This window comes from Brevibacillus choshinensis, assembly GCF_001420695.1.
GTDB lineage: Bacteria > Bacillota > Bacilli > Brevibacillales > Brevibacillaceae > Brevibacillus > Brevibacillus choshinensis.
This window is the reverse complement of the sequence record NZ_LJJB01000015.1, coordinates 87,984-109,515: the sequence shown is the minus strand read 5'-3', so window position 1 is coordinate 109,515 and position 21,532 is coordinate 87,984. Positions and strand designations below refer to the sequence as shown.

22 protein-coding genes are annotated in these 21,532 nt (G+C 51.0%); 12 read left to right on the top strand and 10 right to left on the bottom strand.

Going from position 1 to position 21,532, the window contains the following annotated elements; all coding sequences use genetic code 11:
- Positions 1-54: 54 nt before the first annotated feature.
- Positions 55-708 carry an MBL fold metallo-hydrolase gene (locus AN963_RS28935; RefSeq protein WP_055748021.1) on the bottom strand — a complete coding sequence of 218 codons (654 nt, stop codon included), beginning with the start codon at positions 706-708 and terminating at the stop codon, positions 55-57.
- A 200-nt stretch (positions 709-908) separates the two neighbouring features.
- Between AN963_RS28935 and AN963_RS28930 the strand changes: the two genes are divergently transcribed.
- Positions 909-1,937 (top strand): NADH:flavin oxidoreductase/NADH oxidase, encoded by a 1,029-nt coding sequence (locus tag AN963_RS28930; protein ID WP_055748020.1) that lies wholly within the window; start codon positions 909-911, stop codon positions 1,935-1,937.
- Between the two features lie 261 nt (positions 1,938-2,198).
- On the opposite strand, the gene AN963_RS28925 is transcribed toward AN963_RS28930, so the two are convergent.
- The 9 genes from AN963_RS28925 to AN963_RS28885 form a co-directional block, all read right to left on the bottom strand.
- Positions 2,199-3,014, bottom strand: a complete 816-nt coding sequence (locus AN963_RS28925) for an ABC transporter permease (RefSeq protein ID WP_055748019.1) — start codon at positions 3,012-3,014, stop codon at positions 2,199-2,201.
- Positions 3,011-3,997, bottom strand: a complete 987-nt coding sequence (locus tag AN963_RS28920) for an ABC transporter ATP-binding protein (RefSeq protein WP_055748018.1) — start codon at positions 3,995-3,997, stop codon at positions 3,011-3,013. The genes AN963_RS28925 and AN963_RS28920 overlap by 4 nt, the downstream gene beginning before the upstream one ends.
- A gap of 15 nt (positions 3,998-4,012) precedes the next feature.
- The gene (locus tag AN963_RS28915; protein ID WP_055748017.1) at positions 4,013-4,822 is read right to left on the bottom strand and encodes an ABC transporter permease; all 810 of its coding nucleotides are present in this window, start codon (positions 4,820-4,822) and stop codon (positions 4,013-4,015) included.
- 1 nt (position 4,823) lies between these two features.
- Entirely contained in the window at positions 4,824-5,912 is a 1,089-nt protein-coding gene (locus AN963_RS28910) for an ArsR/SmtB family transcription factor (RefSeq protein ID WP_055748016.1), read from the bottom strand.
- Between the two features lie 148 nt (positions 5,913-6,060).
- Positions 6,061-7,383 (bottom strand): DUF4129 domain-containing protein, encoded by a 1,323-nt coding sequence (locus AN963_RS28905; RefSeq protein WP_055748015.1) that lies wholly within the window; start codon positions 7,381-7,383, stop codon positions 6,061-6,063.
- Positions 7,380-8,570: a DUF58 domain-containing protein gene (locus AN963_RS28900; RefSeq protein WP_055748014.1), complete on the bottom strand. Its 1,191-nt coding sequence runs from the start codon at positions 8,568-8,570 to the stop codon at positions 7,380-7,382. The genes AN963_RS28905 and AN963_RS28900 overlap by 4 nt, the downstream gene beginning before the upstream one ends.
- Before the next feature lie 2 nt (positions 8,571-8,572).
- Positions 8,573-9,511, bottom strand: coding sequence for an AAA family ATPase (locus AN963_RS28895; protein ID WP_055748013.1), 939 nt, complete (start codon positions 9,509-9,511; stop codon positions 8,573-8,575).
- A 66-nt stretch (positions 9,512-9,577) separates the two neighbouring features.
- Positions 9,578-10,786: an MFS transporter gene (locus AN963_RS28890; RefSeq protein ID WP_152985749.1), complete on the bottom strand. Its 1,209-nt coding sequence runs from the start codon at positions 10,784-10,786 to the stop codon at positions 9,578-9,580.
- Positions 10,773-11,831 carry an ArsR/SmtB family transcription factor gene (locus AN963_RS28885; protein WP_055748012.1) on the bottom strand — a complete coding sequence of 353 codons (1,059 nt, stop codon included), beginning with the start codon at positions 11,829-11,831 and terminating at the stop codon, positions 10,773-10,775. Before AN963_RS28885 ends, AN963_RS28890 begins: the two co-directional genes overlap by 14 nt.
- A 259-nt stretch (positions 11,832-12,090) precedes the next feature.
- Here AN963_RS28885 and AN963_RS28880 point away from each other — a divergent pair, with 259 nt between their 5' ends.
- From AN963_RS28880 to AN963_RS28830, 11 genes are all read left to right on the top strand, one after another.
- Positions 12,091-13,644, top strand: coding sequence for a sensor histidine kinase (locus tag AN963_RS28880; protein WP_055748011.1), 1,554 nt, complete (start codon positions 12,091-12,093; stop codon positions 13,642-13,644).
- Positions 13,637-14,260, top strand: a complete 624-nt coding sequence (locus AN963_RS28875) for a response regulator transcription factor (protein ID WP_055748010.1) — start codon at positions 13,637-13,639, stop codon at positions 14,258-14,260. Before AN963_RS28880 ends, AN963_RS28875 begins: the two co-directional genes overlap by 8 nt.
- Before the next feature lie 41 nt (positions 14,261-14,301).
- Positions 14,302-15,456, top strand: coding sequence for an HD-GYP domain-containing protein (locus AN963_RS28870; RefSeq protein ID WP_055748009.1), 1,155 nt, complete (start codon positions 14,302-14,304; stop codon positions 15,454-15,456).
- A gap of 95 nt (positions 15,457-15,551) precedes the next feature.
- The gene (locus tag AN963_RS28865) at positions 15,552-15,761 is read left to right on the top strand and encodes a hypothetical protein (protein ID WP_055748008.1); all 210 of its coding nucleotides are present in this window, start codon (positions 15,552-15,554) and stop codon (positions 15,759-15,761) included.
- 166 nt (positions 15,762-15,927) lie between these two features.
- A complete protein-coding gene (locus AN963_RS28860) occupies positions 15,928-16,485 on the top strand; it encodes a signal peptidase I (RefSeq protein ID WP_161827314.1) in 558 nt (185 codons plus the stop codon).
- Complete coding sequence (locus AN963_RS28855) at positions 16,482-17,801, top strand: SipW-dependent-type signal peptide-containing protein (RefSeq protein WP_055748006.1); 1,320 nt, start codon at positions 16,482-16,484, stop codon at positions 17,799-17,801. The genes AN963_RS28860 and AN963_RS28855 overlap by 4 nt, the downstream gene beginning before the upstream one ends.
- A complete protein-coding gene (locus AN963_RS28850; RefSeq protein WP_055748005.1) occupies positions 17,791-18,462 on the top strand; it encodes a hypothetical protein in 672 nt (223 codons plus the stop codon). Before AN963_RS28855 ends, AN963_RS28850 begins: the two co-directional genes overlap by 11 nt.
- Before the next feature lie 11 nt (positions 18,463-18,473).
- Positions 18,474-19,280, top strand: a complete 807-nt coding sequence (locus tag AN963_RS28845) for a hypothetical protein (RefSeq protein ID WP_055748004.1) — start codon at positions 18,474-18,476, stop codon at positions 19,278-19,280.
- Positions 19,281-19,570: 290 nt separating this feature from the next.
- Positions 19,571-20,107, top strand: coding sequence for a signal peptidase I (locus tag AN963_RS28840; RefSeq protein ID WP_236708148.1), 537 nt, complete (start codon positions 19,571-19,573; stop codon positions 20,105-20,107).
- Positions 20,108-20,114: 7 nt separating this feature from the next.
- Positions 20,115-20,654, top strand: coding sequence for a signal peptidase I SipW (gene sipW / locus AN963_RS28835; protein WP_055748002.1), 540 nt, complete (start codon positions 20,115-20,117; stop codon positions 20,652-20,654).
- A gap of 106 nt (positions 20,655-20,760) precedes the next feature.
- Complete coding sequence (locus AN963_RS28830) at positions 20,761-21,492, top strand: TasA family protein (protein ID WP_055748001.1); 732 nt, start codon at positions 20,761-20,763, stop codon at positions 21,490-21,492.
- Positions 21,493-21,532 lie beyond the last annotated feature (40 nt).

Below are 21,532 nucleotides of genomic sequence, written 5' to 3'. Positions count from 1 at the left end.
TTCCTTTCACCGAAGGGGGTTTTTGTGTTTGCTGGGGGAGGTACGTACCCCGACTTAAAGGTCGCGAAGCTGTTGCTTGATGTTTTGGGTGCTGACGCCTCCGTGATAACAAATGACAGAGGTGATGTCGAACTCGGCATATTTCTTCAAAGAGAGCTGGGCAGACTTTAGGTCTAAGGTGGTTGGACCATGAACGCCCATCAGCTTTCCGTCCACGCTGTACATCGAATCGCCTGCGATGAGCGTTTTGCTCTCCCGTAAATAAAGGCTGATATGCCCCTCGGTATGTCCAGGTGTATGGATCACCCGAATCCCTCCGCAAAAAGGTAGCTCTTGACCATCTACGAGCAGGTCGGTCACTTTCCCCTTCGGTGGATTGTCGAGATGCCCATCCTTTATGAGTGGCAGTTCGCCCTGGATATAAGGGCGGTCCTGTTCATGTGCGTATACGCTGATGCTTCCCCCGGTTTTTTGCCAAATCTCTGGCAGGTTCCCGATATGATCCAGATCCTGATGAGTCAAGATGACTGCCTTTAGTTGGTTGAACGAAATGCCTGCCTGTTCAATGGCTGTCTGCAGCTCGCCGAACTGACCGGGGAATCCGGTGTCGATCAGCACCGCCATCTCTTGATCGATGAGGAGAGTGGGATGAATGACCATACCGTGAAAGGGAAGATGAAGCATGTGTACGCCTTTGGAGAGTTCCATTTGGTATAGCTCCTTTCGGAAAAGAATTCACGCTTTTTCATACATAAAAAAATAATTTTACGTAATGTTATAATATTATGTAGCGAATTTTCCGTCCATTCTTTTTTGTGCACTTCGTTTTCTTGCAAAGTGCGGCGAGGCATTGCACAACAAACCTACTTTTGGCATGATGGTGAAAAAAAGTAAGAGGAGTGGAACAAATGGCACTGTTGTCTTCCCCGTTTCAAGTAAAGGGCCTTACATTGAAAAACCGCATTGTCATGCCACCGATGTGCCAATACTCGGTCGATGCTCATGACGGTACTCCGACAGACTGGCACTTTGTTCACTACGTATCCCGTGCGATCGGGGGAACCGGTCTGATTATCGTGGAAATGACAGATGTAGAGCCAGACGGACGCATCTCCAACGGCGACCTCGGCTTGTGGTCAGATGAACAAATTGCTGCATATTCGCGGATTGTCTCCGAAGTACACAAGTACGGTGCAAAGATCGGGATACAGATCGGTCATGCCGGACGCAAAGCGGAAGATGCGGAAGTTCCTGTGTCTTCATCAGCTATCGCTTTTCCTGGCTCCCGGTACAAAACACCTCGTGCGTTGACCACGGAAGAAGTGCAGGAAATGGTCGTCAAGTTTGCCGAATCGGCGAGACGTGCTGTCGAGGCGGGCATGGATACCATCGAGATTCATGGTGCGCACGGATATTTGATTCACCAATTCCATTCTCCACTGACGAATAAGCGAGATGACCAATACGGCAAGGATCCTGCCCTGTTCGGAGTTGAAGTGATTCAGGCGATCAAGAAGGTCGTTCCGGCAGACATGCCGCTGATCATGCGTGTCTCCGCTGTAGAATATGTGGATGGCGGGTACGGATTGGAGTACAGCACCGAGCTTTGCCGCCGATACAAGGAAGCAGGTGTGGACATTTTCCATTTGTCCAGTGGTGGGGAAGGTCCGATCGGCTCAGCAGGACGTCCTGGCGTTCATCCTGGCTACCAGGTACCTCTGGCACGCGTTATCAAGCAAGCGCTGGATGTGCCTGTGATCGCTGTCGGGAATCTAGACGATGCCAAGCTGGCAGAGGCTTCGTTAGGAAATGGCGACACGGATCTCGTGGCAGTCGGTCGTGGAATGCTGCGTGACCCTTACTGGGCATTGCACGCGATTCGTGCGCTCTCTCCCGAAGAGCTCCAGCCGCCGAAACAGTATGGACGTGCCTTTTAATAGGATGAGTTGAGGCAAATATAAAAAGCAGTCTCTTGTCGAGCAATTACGCTGGCATGAGGCTGCTTTTTTGATAGGGAATCCACAGAACGAATAAGGTTTTACCTTCTATATAACAAAAGACAGACGCAGGCATGTTGGCGAGCGTCCGTCTTATTAGTTGCGCAGAGCAATGTTTGCCAAGAAATTTCAAATAACTCTGTTAAACGATTGATTAATTCAGTCGTATTCGTCTCATTTACCCGGAAAATGTTGCCTCCTTTAGTACATCACCATATTTCCGGTCTCTTTCATATGCGTTTCTGCGCGCTTGAGTAACAAGACAGTAGCTGTCACGAGTGCGAGCAAGACGCAGCCAAGACTGCCCATGTTCGCCGCGAGCGCGCTAAGTGGAGCTCCATCCATGAGTAAGCCTCGCACCAGCTGTAGAGCGTACGTGAGGGGAAAGCAAAACGAGATCAGCTTTGCCCAAAAAGGGAAGGCCATCGGGGGAAGGCGGACGCCGGAAAAAATCAGCATCGGCTCATCCAGCACCGTATACAGGAAGCTGGAGTCACGTGAGAACAAGAAGAGGACGCTTAAAAATCCGCCCCAGACAACAGCAGAGAGCAGCAAAATCAAAAAGGCAAGCGGGACTGCCCACCAGCTGCTGGCATGAATCCCACCGATGAGCATGAGAGCGAGCAGCACAAAGCAAAAGAACAGCCATACACCTTCCACGAGCGAGGAGAGGGAACGACCGTAGAGAAACGCCATCCGATTCACCGGACTGATAAAGATCATCTCCATGGTCCCGGCTTGCCGTTCAAAGCTCATTTGCCATGCGGATTGAACGAGGCACCAGTAAAAGATATAGCCCAAGTAGCCTGTCAAAAGAAACAGTGGCAGCTGCTCAGGGGAAACGTACCGGGCGAGCGGTGAGCCTGATCCCATATGAAAGGGAGCGAACGAATAGTAGGCAGTTACGAACATGATAACCGGCCAGACGAGTAGGCTGAAATAGACCATTTTACTGTGAAAGGAGTGACGATGCTCTTTTTTGACTTCTGCCCAGAGCAGGGCGCACAGCTGGCTCATGCTCCCCTCCGTTCTGCCATTTGCAGGATGACATCCTCCAGTGTCGGCCGTTCGGTGTGCAGACGCAGTACCGGTGACTGATGGGCAGCCAGGAGGGACAGTAGCGGCGTAGTCATATCGCTCTCGCTGCGCAAGGTCACTTCCCACGTCTGCTCGTCTGTCTGCGCGTATTCCCACGTCCCGCCATGTCGTAGCGCAAGCTGTCGCAGGTCGTGGTCCAACTGATCCGAGCGAGTAGGAATGACGACGTGCAAAGCCGTCTTCTTGCAGATGGACTTCGTCAAGTGCTCAGGCGTATCGTGGGCGACCAGCTTTCCTTTGTCGATGATGTATACCTCGTCGCATAGCTCCTCGACTTCGTGAATGTAGTGGCTGGTCAGCAAGATGGCCTTTTCATGCTCACGAGCCAGCTTCTTGACATGCGCGCGCAAGTGGCGTGCGATCGGTGCGTCCAGCCCTAGTGTCGGCTCATCCAGAAACAAATAGCGTGGGTCGTTGATCAGACCACGAGCGATTTGCAGGCGCTGCTTCATCCCTTTGGAGTAGCGCTCGACAGGGGTATTTGCTGCATCGACTAGCCCTACTTGATGGAGCAGACCGTCGATACGTTCTTGCAGTCGCACACCAGCCAATCCGTACAGGCTGCCAAAGTACTGCAAATTTTCACGACCGGTCAGGCGCCAGTACAGCATGCGTTCCCCACCGGCAATCATATTGACCTTAGATTTGACTAGTCGATCGTGGCGCATCACGTCATACCCATCCACGGTGATCGAGCCGCTGGTAGGAGTGAGCAACGTCGAGCACATCTTGATTGTGGTTGTTTTACCAGCTCCGTTGATTCCCAACAGGCCGATGATTTTCCCCGGCTCCATCTGAAAAGACAAATCGGATACCGCTTCGACCTCTGTCCATTTACGCAAGAGCCAGCCAGTCTTTTCCTTGACTCGATATACTTTTCGCACGTTTTCCACGATAAGCATTTGTTTTCTACTCCTTTATCCGAAAATGGATTCCATGACCCGTTTTTCCATCCGTCGCATTCCCCAGACCCCAATGATGAGATACACAAGCGAGAGAGCCCCCAAATGGAGAAGCTGCGGTAGGCAGTCAATCAGGGGTGCACCTAAAATGACGCACTTCCGAAACGCATCCAGAGCAGGCGCGAGCGGCATGAACTGACTGAGCGGCAACAGCCATGCTGGCAAATAGGCGCTGGGGAAAGTCACGCCGGAGACGAACGCCATGATGACGAACAACGTATTTTGGGTGATGTACGTGTCGCGAAAGCGCAGCATCAGACTGCCGAGCACCAGTGCCTGACAGAAGAATGCCCCTGTAGACATGACCCAAATAGCGATGGCCCCCCAGATATTTGCACCGCCCAGTGTGAGCCCGAAGAAAGCTCCGACGATCAAAATGACGGCAAATTCGAATACGGTTCGCATCACTTGCTGCAGGACGTTTCCCAGAAAGTATCCCCGTCGCGGGGAAGGCGTTAGAAGCACGGCTTCGAGCGTTCCTTCGCGCAATTCGGTAATCAATGAGCGACTCACATTCATCAGCGTCGAGACGGAGAATGCGTAGAAGGCGCCGCCCAGGATGGCGTAGGATAAGTAGTCCGATGACCCTGAGTAACGAGCAAACCGTTCGTCCAGCTGTCCGCCGAAGACGTAGTGATAAGCAAAGTAGGCAAATAGAACGGTGTACACACCGGAGAGAATATGCCCGATCACAAACGACCACGGATAGGCGCGGATCATGACCAGCGTATTTCGAACAAAGGTAGCTTTGGCGACTTGAAGCACGTTATTTCCTCCGTTCCTTATGAGGGGGATGGATAGAGAGACCGGGAGCCGGCATGTCGATAAATTCATGCAGGTCGACAGAAAGCTGCTCCAGCTGAACCGGCAGCCCGCGGTAAAACACGTAACGCCCTCGACGTTCATTCCAGACAAAGCCGGCATCGCTCAATAGCTTCAAGTGCTTGGTGACCGCAGGCTCCGTAATACCGTGCAACTCTGCCAGCTGTTGCGTGCAGTACGGATGGCCCAGCAACGATTTGAGAATCGCTGCACGGGTCGGATCGCCAAACACTTTCATCTTGGCAATAAAATCGGCAGGAATGGTTGCCTTTGCAGCGGTACCCGGCACGTCTACAGATAGCCCGATCGTTATGTGTTCCGGATAGATCCCGAGCAGCAGATGGGGAGAGACGAAGGTGGTGGCGCACAAATAGACATGGGAGAGGTCGCTGTAGGCAAACGTATAAGTCTTTGCCTTGTGGAAAAGCAAGAAGTCTTCATGTACATGCAAGCGGGTATGCACCTGTGATAAAAAGGTGACCGGATCCGCTGCTGCTTGCTCCTCAGCCTCCATGACGGCGCGGACCAGCCACGGCTCAATGCGGCGCTGCTCGGCCTGAAAGATTGGGAGGTAGGCGTAGCAAAATTCCAGAAACCTCCGTTTGGTAGCCAGCGGATGGCGCAGCATTTGCCGATGGACTGGCTTTAGCAGTTCAAACGCCTCATCCGCGCGCCCTGCGATCCACTCTTGTACTTGCCGTCGGTGGTAGACACGCCCCAGCATGATTTCCGCAAATTCTTCAGCGCTAAGTCCACTGATCTGTTCCAATCCTGCCTCTACGGAATGCTGGTACGATTCTTCCCATGGGGAGAGAATGTCCATGATGTCCAAAAAGCCGTTCGAGAGCTCAGCGAAATGGGGCAAATCTCTGAATAGCGGACGCGGTAGGGCAGCGAGTGCCTCTTGTGCCCACCCCAAGCGGGAGGTGTGGTGCTCCGGATTCGATAATACGTGCAGGCTGAGAAAAAATTCGTAGCTCGGTTGATAAATGATCGTGAGGTGCTTTCGCAGCCACTGTGGGAGGTCGTGCATGAGGGACTCCTTTCTTTTGGATTAACTATTTGGTAAATCGAATAAAAGAGTGGGCAAAATTGAGGAAATTATGCAAGAAGCACGGGGCAGTGTCAAGGAAAAACAAAAAACCACGCACAAGAAAGCGTGGTGGTGAAGAAAATCAAGATCATGTCGCTGCCGTCTCTCGCAATGATTTCACCGCTTGCTTCATGGCTGCCAGCTCTTCGGGGGCGAGGGATTGCTCGCGATAGCGATACTTTTCGTATGAATCGGTAATTTTTGCAGCCAACTGGAGGGAAGCTGGATCTTGCCATTGCCGCTGCAGGCGAAGCAGATACTCCTGACTGGTCTCGAAGCGATAGATGGGCATCCCTCGTGAAGCGGTGTGCTTCAAAAATTGATAGTAAGCATAACGCACCGGATCGTCGGCAGGACCGGGAGTCTTTTTAAACCAGTGGCGTACGTCCCGCAGGGGGCTTCCGTCTTTGTCATCAGACTCAGAGAGCGGAGTCCAGGCTGAGGCATCATGAGTCGGAGGAGTTTGTTCAGGTACGCCTTCTTTATGGTAGCGGCGTTTCCAAATATATCTGGTCAGTACAATCAGAATCAGTAAAGAGGCTCCCGCTATCAAATAGGGCTCCAAAAGGTTGATAAGAGGTTCTCCCTGATCGAGGGGAAGATAGGATTGATCTGCGCCCTGTCCCTGATTGTCCAGCACATCATTGACACGGCCATCTCTCTCCAAAACACCTGACAGTCCCTCTGCCCAATCAGCCAGCTTCTTCAGAATAGGCTCTATCAACCAGTACAGCCCACTCCCGAGAGGGCCCTTCACCCATGACCACAGTAGAGCGAGTGCTCCTAGGACGGCAGAGGCGATTAGTAGATAGCCGATGGTGACAAGTGAATGCGCAGCCAATACTTGTCCACCAAGCTTGACGTGAATAGAGGCAGGGAGGAGAGTCGGGATGGTGTGCTCCCGTGTGACGTATTCGAGCAAGCTGAGCAACAGATAGCTTCCGAGTGTCAGTCCCAGCATCCAGTAGTACGTAGTAGCTTGAAAGTCTTCGGAGTGGACGGCAGACCCGTACAACCCTCCGATCACCAGCTGGATGAGGCAGACCATTAGGACAAGCACGAATCGTCGCTGCAGATTGGCATGGCTGATGCCATCGGAGGCAACAGCTTGGATTCTCCAGAAATACAGGGCTGCTACGATCAAAGCGATCATCCAGGAATCAAATGTCAGGTAGCTGAGCACTCCCACTCCGGCGACGATGACGTAAAGAAGCATTAGGAACAGTGGATTTCGACTGCCTTCGTGGAAAATCAGGCCACCAATGACGAATAGCAGAGAGGTGATGATTCCGAATAGCAGGAATGGACCGAAGCCGGCTGACAGATAGCCGAACAGCATAAAGCAACCTGCAAGAAGCAAGGCTTCGAGCCAAAAGGCTAGTGTCCAGCGTCCGATTGTGGTCACGATCATCGTGCGATCAACCTCCCGATTGGAGCTCGTGACGATTCGTAGCGGCGAAGCACGGCCTGGTCATCGGATACATCCAGCACAGCTACTTTGTGGCCGCGGCGGAGGAGTCGATCGATTGCCTGTTCCATGGCCTCATCCAGTCGTGGCGTGATCAACAGGATCGTTTCTTTGGAAGGATTCTCTTCCAGACGGCGGAGGATCGGGGGGAGTGGCGTCGTGACATAATGATGCATCTGAGCCAGTTGGGTCATCACGTGTAGATGATGGCTTTTGCCACTTCCAGCAGGCAGATGATAGTGATCACAACCACGTTGCTTCACACTCAAGTACAACTCGTACCCCAATGAACGCTTTCGGCAAAAGACGGACAATGCAGCTAGACAGGAGATCGTTCGCTCGTTGACCGTATCGTTATGTCGTTGCTGCAAAGGCTCGTACGACGGCAGGATATGGCCGACAATCCGCCAGTCTGGACGTGCTGTATGCTCAAATACGCGAGTCGCAAGCGATCCTGTTTTGGCGGTCGCCTTCCAGTTGATATGCTTGAAGCGGTCGCCTGGAATGTACGGACGCACGCCGCGTTGGAACGTGACATCATCCTGCTGACGTTGACGGGAGAGCCTGCTGCCGTCCGGCTCGGTATCCTCGATAGAAATGGACGGCAAAGGTAATGGCAACGGATAGACCAGCATGGTAAAGGAAACCCGAAGCGGGATCGCACTCATTTCATCAGCGAACAAGGGGAGTGTTTCTGATTGCACCTCAGTGAGCCAGACGACCCCACGCTTATGTGGCGTGAGGATCAGGATGCGCTTAGCGCTGTGCCGCATGGGAAGATCCATTCGTAGTCGCACGACTGTCCGCTGATTGCTCACACGCACCTCGTCAGCACCTTCGACCGTGACATGATCGGGCAGGGTCAATCGCAGCCAGGTGGCAGGTAGCGGAAGCCATGATCGATTGTGCAGCCGGACTGTGACCTGTACAGGCGTACCTGGCATGACGCGAGTCTGATCCGCGATCCATTCGAGCTTTACCCAACGGCTCATGTTGGCGATCCACCAGCTGTGCGCGGCTGGCATGAAAAAGAACAGACCACCAAACAGCCACAGAAACCAGCTCCCGGAAAACAGAGCGAAAAGTAGGAGGAGAAAACCAATTACGTGAAAGGTTTGCTTCGTGTTCATTGCTACACGCTTTCCTCGACGGGAGTCGGTACACTTTTCAAAATTTGCTCCACGATCTCAGACTCTGTCACATGCAGCTCTGCTTCCATCGACAGGCGAATCCGATGAGTGGCGAGGCTAGGAAACACTCGTTTTACATCGTCTGGCAGCACAAAGGAACGACCTGCGAGGAACGCTGCGGCCTGTGCTGAGCGCAGCAGGGCGAGCATAGCGCGCGGACTGATGCCTACATCCACCGAGCGATGCGTGCGGGTCGCCTCTGTCAGGTCGATGACGTATTCTTCTACAGCTTGGCTCACGTGAACCAAGGTCACTTCGCGTTGCAGAGCGGCAATTTCTTCGACGCTGATGACGGCTTTTATCTCATCTAGAGGAGACTCACTGCGAAAACGTCTGAGGATCTCCCTGGAATCTTCCCGCGTCCCGTAGCCGAGAGACAGCTTGAACAAAAAGCGGTCCAACTGCGCCTCGGGAAGGGGATAAGTACCTTCCGATTCGATAGGATTCTGCGTCGCAATGACGAGCATCGCAGGAGGTAAGGGCATTGTAATTCCTTCAATTGTCACCTGCCGCTCCTCCATGCCCTCTAATAGGCCGGATTGCGTGCGGGGCGTAGCGCGGTTGATCTCATCGGCGAGCAAAACGTCTGCAAACACAGGCCCTTTGCGCAATTCAAATTCCTGTGTGCGCTGATTGTATACATGCAGTCCGATGACATCTGATGGCAAGAGATCTGCGGTAAATTGCAAGCGATTGTAGGTACCTCCGATCGCATGGGCCAAAGTCTTCGCGAGCACGGTTTTTCCCATGCCGGGTAAATCCTCGAGTAGCACATGCCCACGCGCGAGCAGAGCAATCACGAGTAGACGAATTTGTTCGTCTTTTCCGACAATCACGCGGTTCATGCTAGCTAACAGGTTATCCAAGGTAGGGTGAGCCATGGAAAGTCTCCTTTATGTACGTGGATTGAGGGGCAAAGCCCGAGTATTCATTATACAAGCGATATCCTATTTTTGCCAAATCTTCGAAAAGAATAGACCGGGTAGTGCACAGACCACGACCAACGTCCCAATCGCCATAAAAAGAAGTCGAACCCCCACTGTTTCTCCAATCGTACCCCCTAGCCAGACACCAAGAGGCATGGTTACACGGATAATAAGCAGCCTGACAGACAGGACACGTCCCATGAGTGTCTGGGGAACCGAGAGCTGGTACAGACTCAGGCAATGGATCTGAAAAAAGGGAGCGGCAAGACCTGCGAATATTTCAATCGCCACAGCGAGGGAAAAGCTGTGAACGAATCCCAAAGCGAGAAACGATGCACCACCGATGACAAGAGAACCAAACATGACCATCTGCTTGTGATGGATCAGGAAGTGAGGAACCAGTAGCGAACCAAACAGGTAGCCCAGCGGATAACCAGCCAGGAAGATCCCTACGTGCAGGGAAGTACCTAATAGCTCATCCACGACAAAGGGCAGATTGAGAACGAGGGTAACGCCTACTGCAAATTGAACGATAGCTGCGTACATACTCAACCATATCAAGGCCGGCTTTTCTGCAAAAACACGTAATCCGGCACGGAACATGACGACCCAGCGCTGTGATGCCTCTCGGTGTAAGGGTGGAGTGTAGGGGCACAACATCAAGAGCGTACCACTCAAGGCATAGCTCACAGCGATGATCGCCAAAACTGGGGCACCACCGACAGTGGCAACGATCGCCCCACCAAGAGGAGGACCCATAATCATCACGACGCGAAGAACGCTGTCCAAATAGGAGTTGGCTTGTAGGAGCTGCTCTTTAGGAACGATCCGCGGCAATAACGACTGGCTTGAAGGAACGTAGAGCGGCTGGATCAGCCCGTTCAGCAGCGATGCAACATACACCGGCCAGAGCTGTTCCGGATGCACTGTAAGAAAAAGAAAGGAAAAACAGAAGGCGGCACTTCGCATCCATTGTGAAAATACGATGACCCGCTTATTGTCCAAGCGATCCAGATAGGGGCCAGCCAGAAGTTGGACAGCGAGCGAGGGCAAAAAATAGAGTAACCACATTTCTCCTACAGCCACCTGAGAGCCCGTCGCTTGATAGAGCAGCCAACTGTTTGCCATTGTTCCTAGCGCTGCTCCCAGTTCAGAGATGAGCTGCCCTAGCAGAATGAAAAGATAGGGGCGATGGCTCAATAAAGGAGTTCTACGCTCAATGGCGTGCATCCAACGAACCTCCGAGGAACTGCTCCCAGTGTAGGGGTAGCTTATCCAGAACCGTTCGCTTTAAGCGGTACTTTCCGTTTACGGTTTCTACCAAATGAGCAGAGCGCAGCATGGATAAGTGGTGATGAACGGTAGATTTTGCTCCTCCCAATGTTTCGGTCATTTCTTGCAGGCTCAGATCTTGTTCAGATAGCATTTTTACCAAGCGAAGCCGTTGCTCGTCTCCGAGTGCCTTTAGCGCTTGGACCAGGGGGAGCGGAGGACGATATGGGTCCGCATCCCTGTGCAAATGTTCATCGTCGACTGGATAGTAAAAAATCTTCGTGCCCTCAGCATCCGCTTGAATGGTCCATGGACGATAAATGGCATGGGGAATGAGCAAGACACGGGTAACAGTCGGTTCAGGCGGGTAGCTGCCATTCGTTGCCCACTCTACCAGTGCCTCTGCTGAAAGCTTTGCCTGCATCACCTGTTTCTGGGAGCAGTCTCGCTTCAAGGTGCGGACGATGGTTTCTTCATGGGGTTTGATATGCGTGAGAAACCATCCTTCCATGAGACAAAGTAAATGGCGGCGCAGGTCATCTGGTTCGGTTGTATAGATATGAGCGATATAGGCAGGGAAAAAGAGATGATCGCGACAGGAAGTCTGCAAATGAATCATCGCTTCCTTACTGCCTTCCGCGGCCTGACGACGCGCATCTTGGCATTCTTCGCCCAGATAGGGTAGAGAGTAATAGCGCAAGTCAAAGGGAGAGAGCTTTTTCAGGTAACGCAAAAAAGACTCTAGATCGGGAAACGAGCGTTGATGTAACAAGTGAAGGAGTGTTTTCCACGTGTTGTGCTGTTTGGCGTACACAAGCTCTTTCTCAACTTCAAGAGGGAGCTCTGACTGGAGCTGCTTCCAGTACGAGGGAGGAAGCTCCAGAGTGGGGTGTATCTGATCATAGGTGGCAGCAGCAATGCCTAAAGCAGCTTCAAACAGAGGTGAATAAGCAAGCTCTACTCGATAGGTCATGCGCTGACATCCAATATTTAATAGGCTCAAGGCGAGTCATCTCCCGTGAGGATGATAGGTACAAGTGAATTCTAAAATATTCGAATAAACAGTTCAATATTTTTCGTATACGCAATTCGATATTTTCGAATCAATTTTTGTCGAACATATGTAACTTCGAACAAAGGAAGCTCATCCTATCAGCGTTCGACATTTTTCATATATTGTCAATGTTTGACATGATCAAGTACGATAGAGATGTCTTAATTTTCCGTCGTTTGTTAGGATAGGAGAAACGGAGCTCTGCCTCATGGATTGGTTGCTAAAGGAATTCCGTCTGGTCGTGTATTTTTTTCAATGGGTGCTCCTCCTAGCTTTCTGTTTTTTTTATATGGATGCCCCTGATTCAAATTCTCAATCGTTTATCGCTTTCTTGCTGATTGTTTTGGCGTACGTAAGCATTCTTTTTTACGCACTCCCACGAAAGCGATGGTTTTTACTCGGACTGGTCGATATGGGCTTGGCCTTGTTTTTTATCATCCAGACGGGAAAATGGAGCAGTCCATTTATGCTCTATGCGTACACAACTCTGTTATGGCTGATGGTAGTATTGCGTCTCGAACAGGTACTGCTGATTGTCGTTCTGTTTATATTATCTGCTTCACTGCTACAGGAATGGATGCCTTTCACCATGATTCCGGCTGAAATGAATTTCAACCAGCTTCGCTTGCTCCTCGATATTACGTTGTGGGTCAGCATGGCATTTTGCTTTTTTGCTTTGCTGCGTTCGATTAAAAACATGTATTCGCGATGCTACCAGCTGTTTCTGTTTATGAAAAAGGTAACTTCCAGTCCTACGATGAACCTCTGCGCGACTACTGAGCAGATGGTGCGGCGTGTCTTTCGCTCAGAACAGGCATATTTATGTCTCTATCAGAATCGGGAAGCAGAGGGGGAATGGAAGAGAGAGTATTTCCTGAATACCTTGCTGGATGCAGGAGCCGAGGAATGGGAGAGAGTAACCGTCGAGCTCTTGGACGATTACTCTGGGCAAAAGGATACATACGTATGCATGCCGCTGCGATTGGAAGGGGAAGCGTGGGGATGTCTCATCTTTTCCATTCCGCCAAAACGGGTGATCAACCGCGGAGAACGTCTCATGTTGCGAATGATTTCTCTTATCATCTGCCAACAGGGAAAACAGACGAGGGCGAGGTATGAAATGGCCAAGTCCCTGCACGAGGAGATGCGTCGAAATCTGGCGCAGGACATGCACGACGGCTTGGCCCAGCAATTGTTTTTCTTGTCCGCTCAGATGTTCCAGCTAAAGCGCTCACTCCCACAAGAAGTCAAAAATAGCGCAGCGCAACGCCTGGAGCAGATCGAGGAGCGCATCAAGTGGTGTCATGGAGAGGTCCGGCATACCATTACGCATCTGAGGGAATTTAGGGAGTCCGAGCAGTTAGCAGAGGCAATCGAACAACTGCTGAAACGGATGACTGTCGGGACGGACTTGCAAGTTCGTTTTACTTCAAAGGGGCGGGTGCTAGAAGAAGAATTGCCGGTACTCAACGCGATTTATCGGATGGTGGAAGAGGCGACAGCTAATGCAGTCAAGCATGCGCGGGCACGTAATCTGACGGTCAGTGTGGAAGCGTCGTCTGTACAAGTAAAAGTCCGGGTGAATGACGACGGTATTGGCTTTGTTGCAGAAGAGAAAACAAGAGAAAGTACGTATGGGGTCGTAGGAATGCAAGAGCGAATCGCTCAGGTGGGCGGTACCTTGCATATCCGTTCCAAGCCCAGCGAGGGTACGGAAATACTGGCGATCATACCGAGAAAGGGAGTGGAAATGTATGGATAGCGTAAGGCTTCTATTGGCGGACGATCATCGTATCGTTCGTGAGGGGCTGAAAATGATATTGGAGAGCTCCCCGCGCTATACGGTTGTGGAAGAAGCCAGTGATGGTGATGAGCTTTTGTCCAAGGCGTTGGCTGTAAAACCTGACCTGATTGTCTCCGACTTGAAGATGCCAGGTATCTCTATCATAGATGGCTGCAAACTGCTCAAGGATCAGCTGCCAGAGATCAAAGTGCTGATTCTGACGGCGTTTGACGAGAGTGAAGATGTGTTCCGGGCACTGGAGTCCAATGTGGACGGGTATATCATGAAGGATACGGTCCCTGAGCAGATCTTGCATACGATGGACATGGTGATGATGGGGTATTCCTGCTTCCAGTCAAAGCTGCAGCGCAAACGAAAGGAAGAGCCGGATGTTTCTTTCACGGAACGGGAACAGGAAGTCTTTCAGTTGATCGTCGAAAACTTGAGCAATCAGGAAATCGCTCAACGACTCTATATCTCAGAAGCTACGGTGAAGACGCATGTCAGCAGCATTTTGCGTAAAACAGGGCAACCCAATCGCTCACAAGCGGTTTTGTACGCATTGAAAAAGGGCTTGGTCAAAGTAGCGCCTTAAGGGTCGTCCGTCTTAAGGAAAAACTGTAAAGAGGGTACCCCATGAAGCAGAGGAAAAGAAACAAAAACCACACTAGTTACCTAGCTGATGCCATGTTTTACTGGATATCAATTTTGGTCAGTGTCGATGCGGCAATGGCTGTCCTCTTGCAAGCACTTGAGATCATTTCAAACCAATGGACAGCGATAGTTGGCTTGGTCGTATGCGCGGCTGTCAGTTGGACGGTCTACGTTCTGCACAAGCGTTACGTGCTCCCTGAGGCTTATTCGCTCCACGCTTCTGCTTTTTTATGCACATCGCTGCTTCTGTTTTTTTGCTTGTACAATCCCCAGCACTTTACTGGGTTATGGACCGTTTTTATCCTTTTTCCGATCTATCTCAGTTTCTTTTACGATCGCTCACTTATCCTTGTGTGGAGTACGATAAGCTATTTGCTTTATGCATTGAGCCTGGGAGTGGGACAGAACGAAGCGTTCAGCATGGATATCTTTTTTCATCTGACGCTAGCAGCGGCGAGCGCCATATGCACCTGGATCGGTTTTACTACGCTCCAAAAAAGGATGGGCGAGGCGAAGTCAGCTACAGAGGAGCATAATCGGGAATATGCCATCACACTCTTAAATACACTGGTTCCCATCGTTGAGCGAAAAACACAGACGAGTAGCAGGGAAATCGAGCAAATGAGCCGACTGATTAAACGAATGCTGCGTGAGTTCCCCAATGAACGGGTGAATGATTGGGAAATCAATCTCCTTTCCTTGCTGCATTACGTCAGTCGGATCAAATTCCCTGATTACGTGTTTGAAACGAATGAAAAGCTGACGACGTTTGAATTCCAGATCATTCAGGAGCATAGTCAGTTTGGCTATGAAATGTTTCGGGATGAGCCGTCCTTTGCTCGAGTCGTGCGTGCGCTGCAGGATCATCACGAGCGATTAGACGGCACTGGGTATCCGAAGAAGCTGAAAGGAGATGATATTGTTCTCCTCGCTCAAATTCTGGGGATCGTCGAGAGCTTTCTGGCAATGACCACGACGCGGAATTATCGCCAAACCTCTACGATCGAAGAGGCTTTTGAGGAAATATGCACGATGGCAGGGACAAAGTATGATGACAAAGTAGTCAAGGCGTTTGTCAAATCGGTACAGATTCATTCACCTACGAAAGTCTCCAACGTCCCCCCGATGGTTGGCTAGTCCTCATCCTGATGGATAGAGCCAATCAGACTGCTTACGGATAGGATTTCACCCAAAGCCTTGATAGAGTGAGGGGAAAGAGGGGGGGAAGGCTCATGATGCAAAAATGGTGTGCGCGCTGCAAAAACCACTCGTTTAGCAGCGGGGATTGGTACAGATGGATTTGTCCATACTGTAGCAAGGATCTCACCATGCAAAAGGCTTCTCCTGCCGTGATCCGCTTCGTACTGATACGTCCTTTTGCTTCCTATCGATTTGCTTTTCCTGACCGTCAACTGAATCAACTGGACGAGAATACTGCCTGAATCAGGGCAGTATTTTTTTGTACCCTCCTCCTGCCTCATCCTTCAGTATGAGAGGGGCTCAACCTGTCTGCTAAAAATCTTCCTCCTTCCAAGCAACCGGAGTCCCTCCGACGGTGGAAGATAGAGGCAGTCGAACCTCGTACAATGAGAAAAAGGGGTGGTCGGAGTGGGAGTGGTTTGGACTAAGCGTATAGGGCTTGTGTTGCTTGCCCTTTTTTTCATCCTCAATCTCTTCCTGTACGCTAGTAGCCAATGGAACTCTGATCGGATACCCGGACTGGGCAACTGGAGAGTCTTATCCGTCTTGACAGGAAGCATGGCCCCTACGATTGATGCAGGTGACATGGTGATTGTGACTCGCTACACAGGAAAAGTACCCCAGACAGGCGACATCGTCACGTATTGGAAGGATGATCAGTCTCGCTCACTCATTACGCACCGCGTTGTTTCGCGACTGGAGAACGGTTATCTGCAGACCAAGGGCGACGCCAATCATGAGGCAGATGGCGGGTGGACAGACCCAAACCGTTTGGTAGGACAGGTCGTTTATACGATTCCGTTTGCAGCATCCCTTCAGCAGCTTCTCAAGGAGCCGTTGACGATGTTTTTCATACTCATCGGATTTTTGCTTTTTGTCGTATATACACAGCGTCGATCTGGCACCAAAAAGGACTTGAAACAAGCTTCGGCCGAGAACGAGACGATTGAGGGGGAACTAACATGAAGTGGGAACAGGTGAAAAACTGGCCGTGGAAGCGGATCATCATAGGTTCGGCTGTCATCTCTTCCATCGCAGCGAGCACCAGCTTTGGGACGTACGCGTATTTTACGAGCCAGGTAGAGGACTCTACGACATTTGCTGCTGGGAAATTGGAAATCAGTCTGGGTGAGAACAAAGCGAAATTCCAGGCAGAAGCAGACCAGCCATTCCTGCCAGGGATTCGAGTAGAAAAGACACTGAGCGTAGAAAACAGCAGTGATGTACCTGTGAAATACGCTTTGCTGGCGGAAAAGGCGGATGGAGATGACATCGTCTACGACCAATTGGTGGCGGAGATTCGCCGCACCAGCGACGATGAGCTGCTCTATCACGGACGCATCAGCACCTTGACTCAAGCAAACGTAGTCATCCCTGAGCTGGATAAGGGCGAGCGGGATCAGCTTCATTTTACCGTCTATCTGCCTGAGAGCACTGGGAACGAGGTGCAGGAAAAATCAGCGGAGGTCAATTTCGGCTTTCTCGCTACCCAACAGGAGAACGGCGATTACTTTGCGCAGGGTGGACCTGTCATGACCTTCACCCCGCAGGACCTGAGCGGGAAGCAGCTGCTAGACACGATGAAGCTGGCCAACCGCGTGGGAGATGAAGAAAGCTCCAAGCAAAAGGACGGCACGGCAGCCAAAGGAATGACCTTCGTGCTGGCAGCTGGATCTTATGATTTGAGCGGAATGGAGCTCCCGAAGCACATTACCTGGAAGGCAGCACCGGGTCAGGAAGGCAAAGTTATTATCCGTGCAGACGAGCTTGAGGTGCACGATGCGTCCTTTGAAGGAATCCGATTTGAAGGTCGGGGAACTGGTTTGTTGGTCGGCTCCAATGTAAGCTTCCGCAATTGCACATTTAGCAGTGGATTTGACGAAGCGATCCGAACAGCCGGGGCAGTGGACGTTGCTACAGAGGTAGGCTCTGAAGGCGGGAAATTCCTCGAAGGTCTGACTGTAAAGGATAGCGTCTTCGAAGGTGCTGATCAGGCCATTGTCCTCAATCAAACCATCAAAGCTGCACTGATCGCCAATAACACATTCAGCGGTGGCAAGCACGCGGTTGTGATCGCCAATGATAAAGAAACGCAGGTCCAGATTGTCGACAACGATTTCACCAAAGTCAACCAATACGCGGTGGAAAGCGGCGGAGTGCGGGTAGGTGATGGCATTGACGGATTTAAGGAGATCGAGGGAGAAGTCGTTGGTACGAAGAAGCTGGCTCTCCATTTGTACAAAGCAGATGTGTACTTGGAAAACAACAAGTATGCGCGATGAGCAGAGCGGGCGATCCAGAACGCGCTCGAGGTCAAGAACGAGAGCACGTTTTGTCCCTCTCCGGGATCAGATCATCGGCAGCGTCTTCTTAGTGGGTGTCGCGCTGTCACTGTGGGGCCAGCCTGCTACGACTTACAGTTGGATGTGGCAGGAAGTCAAGGATACCGGGCATGAGTTTGCTGTCGGACTCCTCGATATTTCTTCCACCAGCTTTGGCAGCGAGTGGCAAGTCATGCAGGGGGGCAATCAGGTAGTCGATTTGGCGAAAATGATACCGGGAGATGCCCGCCAGATCAAAGCGACCCTTTCCAAAGGTGCAAGCGACCTGGACTTCCACTACAAAATCGTAGCGCGGGTAAAAGATACGGGTACTTCAGGTGCGGCACAAAAGCTGGAGGAAGTGCTTCGTGTACGGATTACCGAAGGCGGCCAGGAAGTATACGACGGCTTGGTGAGGGAATTGCACCAAGAACAGCCGGGAATCATCCGGTCGAATGGAACCGAGGGAGAGTTTTCAGCGAATGAAGGAGATAAACCCTTTTTGATAACGGTGTATTTGCCAGCAGAAGGCGTCGATCATTCCTATCAGTCCCTAAATGGGGAGCTGGAGCTACGCTTTCTAGCAAAACAAGCCACAGCGATTGCGATTTTTGCAGAGTAGGGGGGAGCCACTTGAAGAGACTGGCGATGGGGTTGATGGCAGCTACGCTCGTGCTGAACATCGTACCTCTGGATGGAACGCTCTCATTTTTGACCAGTGAAAAGAAGCAGGTATCCCCCGTTTCAACTGGTACCAATGAAGACGTCTTTGTGACGGAAACGGAAGAGATTGTATTGAAAACGAAAGTGGAAAAACGCATCAAGATCACGCGTACCGTGAATGCCGATGGATCTTCGTCTGAATCCAAAGACAGCAAGCTCGCCGTGATGGAAGGCTCACAAGTCATTTCATTTACGCCTCAGCGTTCGCATTTGGATCTGGACGTGGAAAATATCACGCTGACGGGTGAAGCGGCGAGTGAAGTAATCGTGGAACGCGTTGAAGCGGAAAAAGGAATTGCCTTTCGTATTACGCATAGCCGCAAGAGTGCGTGGGACAAGAGAAAGAGCGAGACCGAGAAAGGAGAGCTGCGAGTAACGGCATTGGGAGGGTTCTACGCCTTGACCATTCCGCTTACGATCAGTACTTCTTATCGGGAATCCACGGATGTGACGGAGGAAGCTGCACCGAATCCGCCGAGCACTCCAACTACGCCAGATACACCTGCACCGGGGGGAAACACGACGGAACCTGCACAGCCGCCGTCTACCGGTTCTGAGACACCGACGACTCCCTCTACGGATCCCAGCGGCCCGGCACCTCCATCTCCGCAAGACCCAGGGACCGATTCCCCCGTGACGAATCCGCAGGAGGGTACGCCATCCGGTTCCCCAAGTACCCAAGTTGATCCTCCCGCGAGCGACACAGCGCGTCTGTGAGGATGGAATGACGTAAGCCGCACAAAATACCCCATACTTGCCCAGCGAGGATTTCCTTGCTGGGTCTTTTTATAGTGTTGCTCTCAAAAAGGGGGAGATAGGCATCCTCCTTTAGGATGAGGAGGGGTCATCGCCGCAGAGAGTGACCTTCATCCCGAAAGGAAAAAGTTATCATCCCGGTATCTCGTGCAAGATCACCCTGACGCTGGAAGATGACAAATTAGTTAACAAGTAAGATAGGAAATGTAAGGAAGACACCACAGAAAGAGAGGGCTTACGATGTGACCATCATGAAGAAGACCTTTTCGCTCATGATCACCATCCTCTTTGTTCTCGTGGTCGCCTTGAATGGTTTGCTTTTGTACGGGAAGGTGACGCAAGGAAAGACAAGCCTGCTCGGGTATGAGTTGCGGGTCGTGCTCAGTGGTTCGATGTCTCCCGAGTTTGATACCGGTAGCATTGTAGCCGTAAAGCCAGCCCCTTTCACGGAAATCCGAACAGGTGACATCATTACCTACGCTCACCCGGATGGTTATACCGTCACCCATCGCGTGGTCGAAATTCAGGAAGGCAAGCTGATTACGAAAGGCGATGCCAACAACGTAGCCGACCAAACGCCAGTCCCCCCCGAAAAAGTGATGGGGAAAGTGCATTACTGGCTGCCGTACATGGGATACGTCGTGACGTTTGTTCAGTCTAAAGTCGGAATATTCTTGCTTTCGGCTATCCCTGGCTGCTATCTCGTCATTAGCTCGCTGCGGAAAGTCAATCGACTGGCTGGAGAAGAAGAAGTAAAGAGTCGAGATCAACACGCAAAGGTAAGGTGAAAAGAGAATGAAAAAATGGATCAGCAGAATCGTGACGTGGATCTTCGCAGCGATCCTGATCGTGATGGCGTCAGCGGTTGTCGTTTCAAAGGCTTCTGATGGCGAACCGAAATTCTTCGGCTTTCAAATGAAGGGCGTCTTATCAGGCTCTATGGAACCGACCTTCATGACTGGCTCTGTGATTGTGATCAAACCAGGTGGTGACATGAATCGTTTTCAAAAAGGGGATGTCATTACGTTCCGAGTAGCTGACGACAAGCTCGTCACGCACAGAGTGGTGGATGTACTGAAAAATGGCCAGAACGTATCGTATGTGACCAAAGGCGACAACAACCAGAAGGCTGATCCAGAGCCTGTTCGTGCAGAAAACATCGTAGGTCAATACATGGGCATCACGGTTCCCAACCTCAGCTATCTGCTAGATTTCGTAAGATCCAAAACAGGAGCAGTCATCCTGATGATTACCCCAGGGGTGTTCCTGCTAGGCTACTCGATCCTGAGCATTCGTAAAGCAATCAACCAATTGGAGAGCAAGGCGGCCAATTAAACGAAGTACCTTCCCTTGTTTGCAACTCCTTATGACAGCCATAAGGGTTCAAAAAATAAAAAATCAAATAAGCCCGAGTACGGGCAAAAAAATGGAGGAATTTATCATGAGTCTTAAAAAAGCATTGGGCATGGGCGTAGCATCGGCAGCACTCGGTATTTCCTTGATCGGTGGCGGAACTTTCGCGGCATTCTCTGACACTGAAACAGCAGAAAATAGCTACGCAGCAGGTACGTTGAACCTCGAACTGAAAAAATTGAACGGAAGCGCTCTGGGTTCTGGCGTATTTGAATCCAAACTGGCTAACCTGAAACCAGGAGACAGCGTAACGAAAAAATTCTTGCTGACCAATGCTGGTACCCTGTCGATCAAAGACGTATTCTTCCAAGCTACTTATGAAAACGGCGATTACAAAGATGGTAACGATTCTAGCAACCCACTCCGCGCTAAGATTGACTCCAAATACTTGGGATCTGCTTTCACAAACAGTGCTGACGATTTTGCTGATCAAATCAAAGTTGAAGTTTATGGTGGAGACCCAGTCGCAAACCCTACTCATTCCAACCGCGTATGGGAAGGTACATTGAAAGAACTGAAAACCAAATGGACTCCAGACATCACTTCCGAGACTAGCAACCATAGCTTGCCTGCTCTGCCAGTAGACACAGATGGCGTAACCATCAAGTTTACCTTCAACAAAGAGGCTGGAAACAAATTCCAAGGCGACACGCTGAGCAAAATCAAATTCCAATTCAACGCAGTACAATTCAGTGGCAAAGAGTTCAACGATGGTACAAACATCGAGAACGAAAACGCTAGCCAAACAGAAAGCCATTAATTCCAGAATGAATAAACGAGAAGCTGCCGGGAATCCCCGG

Excerpts from the sequence above, each read along its gene's own strand:
- AN963_RS28930 (WP_055748020.1), top strand. The coding sequence starts at position 909 with ATGGCACTGTTGTCTTCCCCGTTTCAAGTAAAGGGCCTTACATTGAAA.
- AN963_RS28830 (WP_055748001.1), top strand. The coding sequence starts at position 20,761 with ATGAGTCTTAAAAAAGCATTGGGCATGGGCGTAGCATCGGCAGCACTC.
- AN963_RS28910 (WP_055748016.1), bottom strand. The coding sequence starts at position 5,912 with ATGCACGACCTCCCACAGTGGCTGCGAAAGCACCTCACGATCATTTAT.
- AN963_RS28865 (WP_055748008.1), top strand. The coding sequence starts at position 15,552 with ATGATGCAAAAATGGTGTGCGCGCTGCAAAAACCACTCGTTTAGCAGC.
- AN963_RS28925 (WP_055748019.1), bottom strand. The coding sequence starts at position 3,014 with ATGAGCCAGCTGTGCGCCCTGCTCTGGGCAGAAGTCAAAAAAGAGCAT.
- AN963_RS28890 (WP_152985749.1), bottom strand. The coding sequence starts at position 10,786 with ATGCACGCCATTGAGCGTAGAACTCCTTTATTGAGCCATCGCCCCTAT.
- AN963_RS28850 (WP_055748005.1), top strand. The coding sequence starts at position 17,791 with ATGCGCGATGAGCAGAGCGGGCGATCCAGAACGCGCTCGAGGTCAAGA.
- AN963_RS28905 (WP_055748015.1), bottom strand. The coding sequence starts at position 7,383 with ATGATCGTGACCACAATCGGACGCTGGACACTAGCCTTTTGGCTCGAA.
- AN963_RS28840 (WP_236708148.1), top strand. The coding sequence starts at position 19,571 with ATGAAGAAGACCTTTTCGCTCATGATCACCATCCTCTTTGTTCTCGTG.
- AN963_RS28875 (WP_055748010.1), top strand. The coding sequence starts at position 13,637 with ATGGATAGCGTAAGGCTTCTATTGGCGGACGATCATCGTATCGTTCGT.
- AN963_RS28880 (WP_055748011.1), top strand. The coding sequence starts at position 12,091 with ATGGATTGGTTGCTAAAGGAATTCCGTCTGGTCGTGTATTTTTTTCAA.
- AN963_RS28920 (WP_055748018.1), bottom strand. The coding sequence starts at position 3,997 with ATGCTTATCGTGGAAAACGTGCGAAAAGTATATCGAGTCAAGGAAAAG.
- AN963_RS28935 (WP_055748021.1), bottom strand. The coding sequence starts at position 708 with ATGGAACTCTCCAAAGGCGTACACATGCTTCATCTTCCCTTTCACGGT.
- AN963_RS28855 (WP_055748006.1), top strand. The coding sequence starts at position 16,482 with ATGAAGTGGGAACAGGTGAAAAACTGGCCGTGGAAGCGGATCATCATA.
- sipW (WP_055748002.1), top strand. The coding sequence starts at position 20,115 with ATGAAAAAATGGATCAGCAGAATCGTGACGTGGATCTTCGCAGCGATC.
- AN963_RS28900 (WP_055748014.1), bottom strand. The coding sequence starts at position 8,570 with ATGAACACGAAGCAAACCTTTCACGTAATTGGTTTTCTCCTCCTACTT.
- AN963_RS28895 (WP_055748013.1), bottom strand. The coding sequence starts at position 9,511 with ATGGCTCACCCTACCTTGGATAACCTGTTAGCTAGCATGAACCGCGTG.
- AN963_RS28870 (WP_055748009.1), top strand. The coding sequence starts at position 14,302 with ATGAAGCAGAGGAAAAGAAACAAAAACCACACTAGTTACCTAGCTGAT.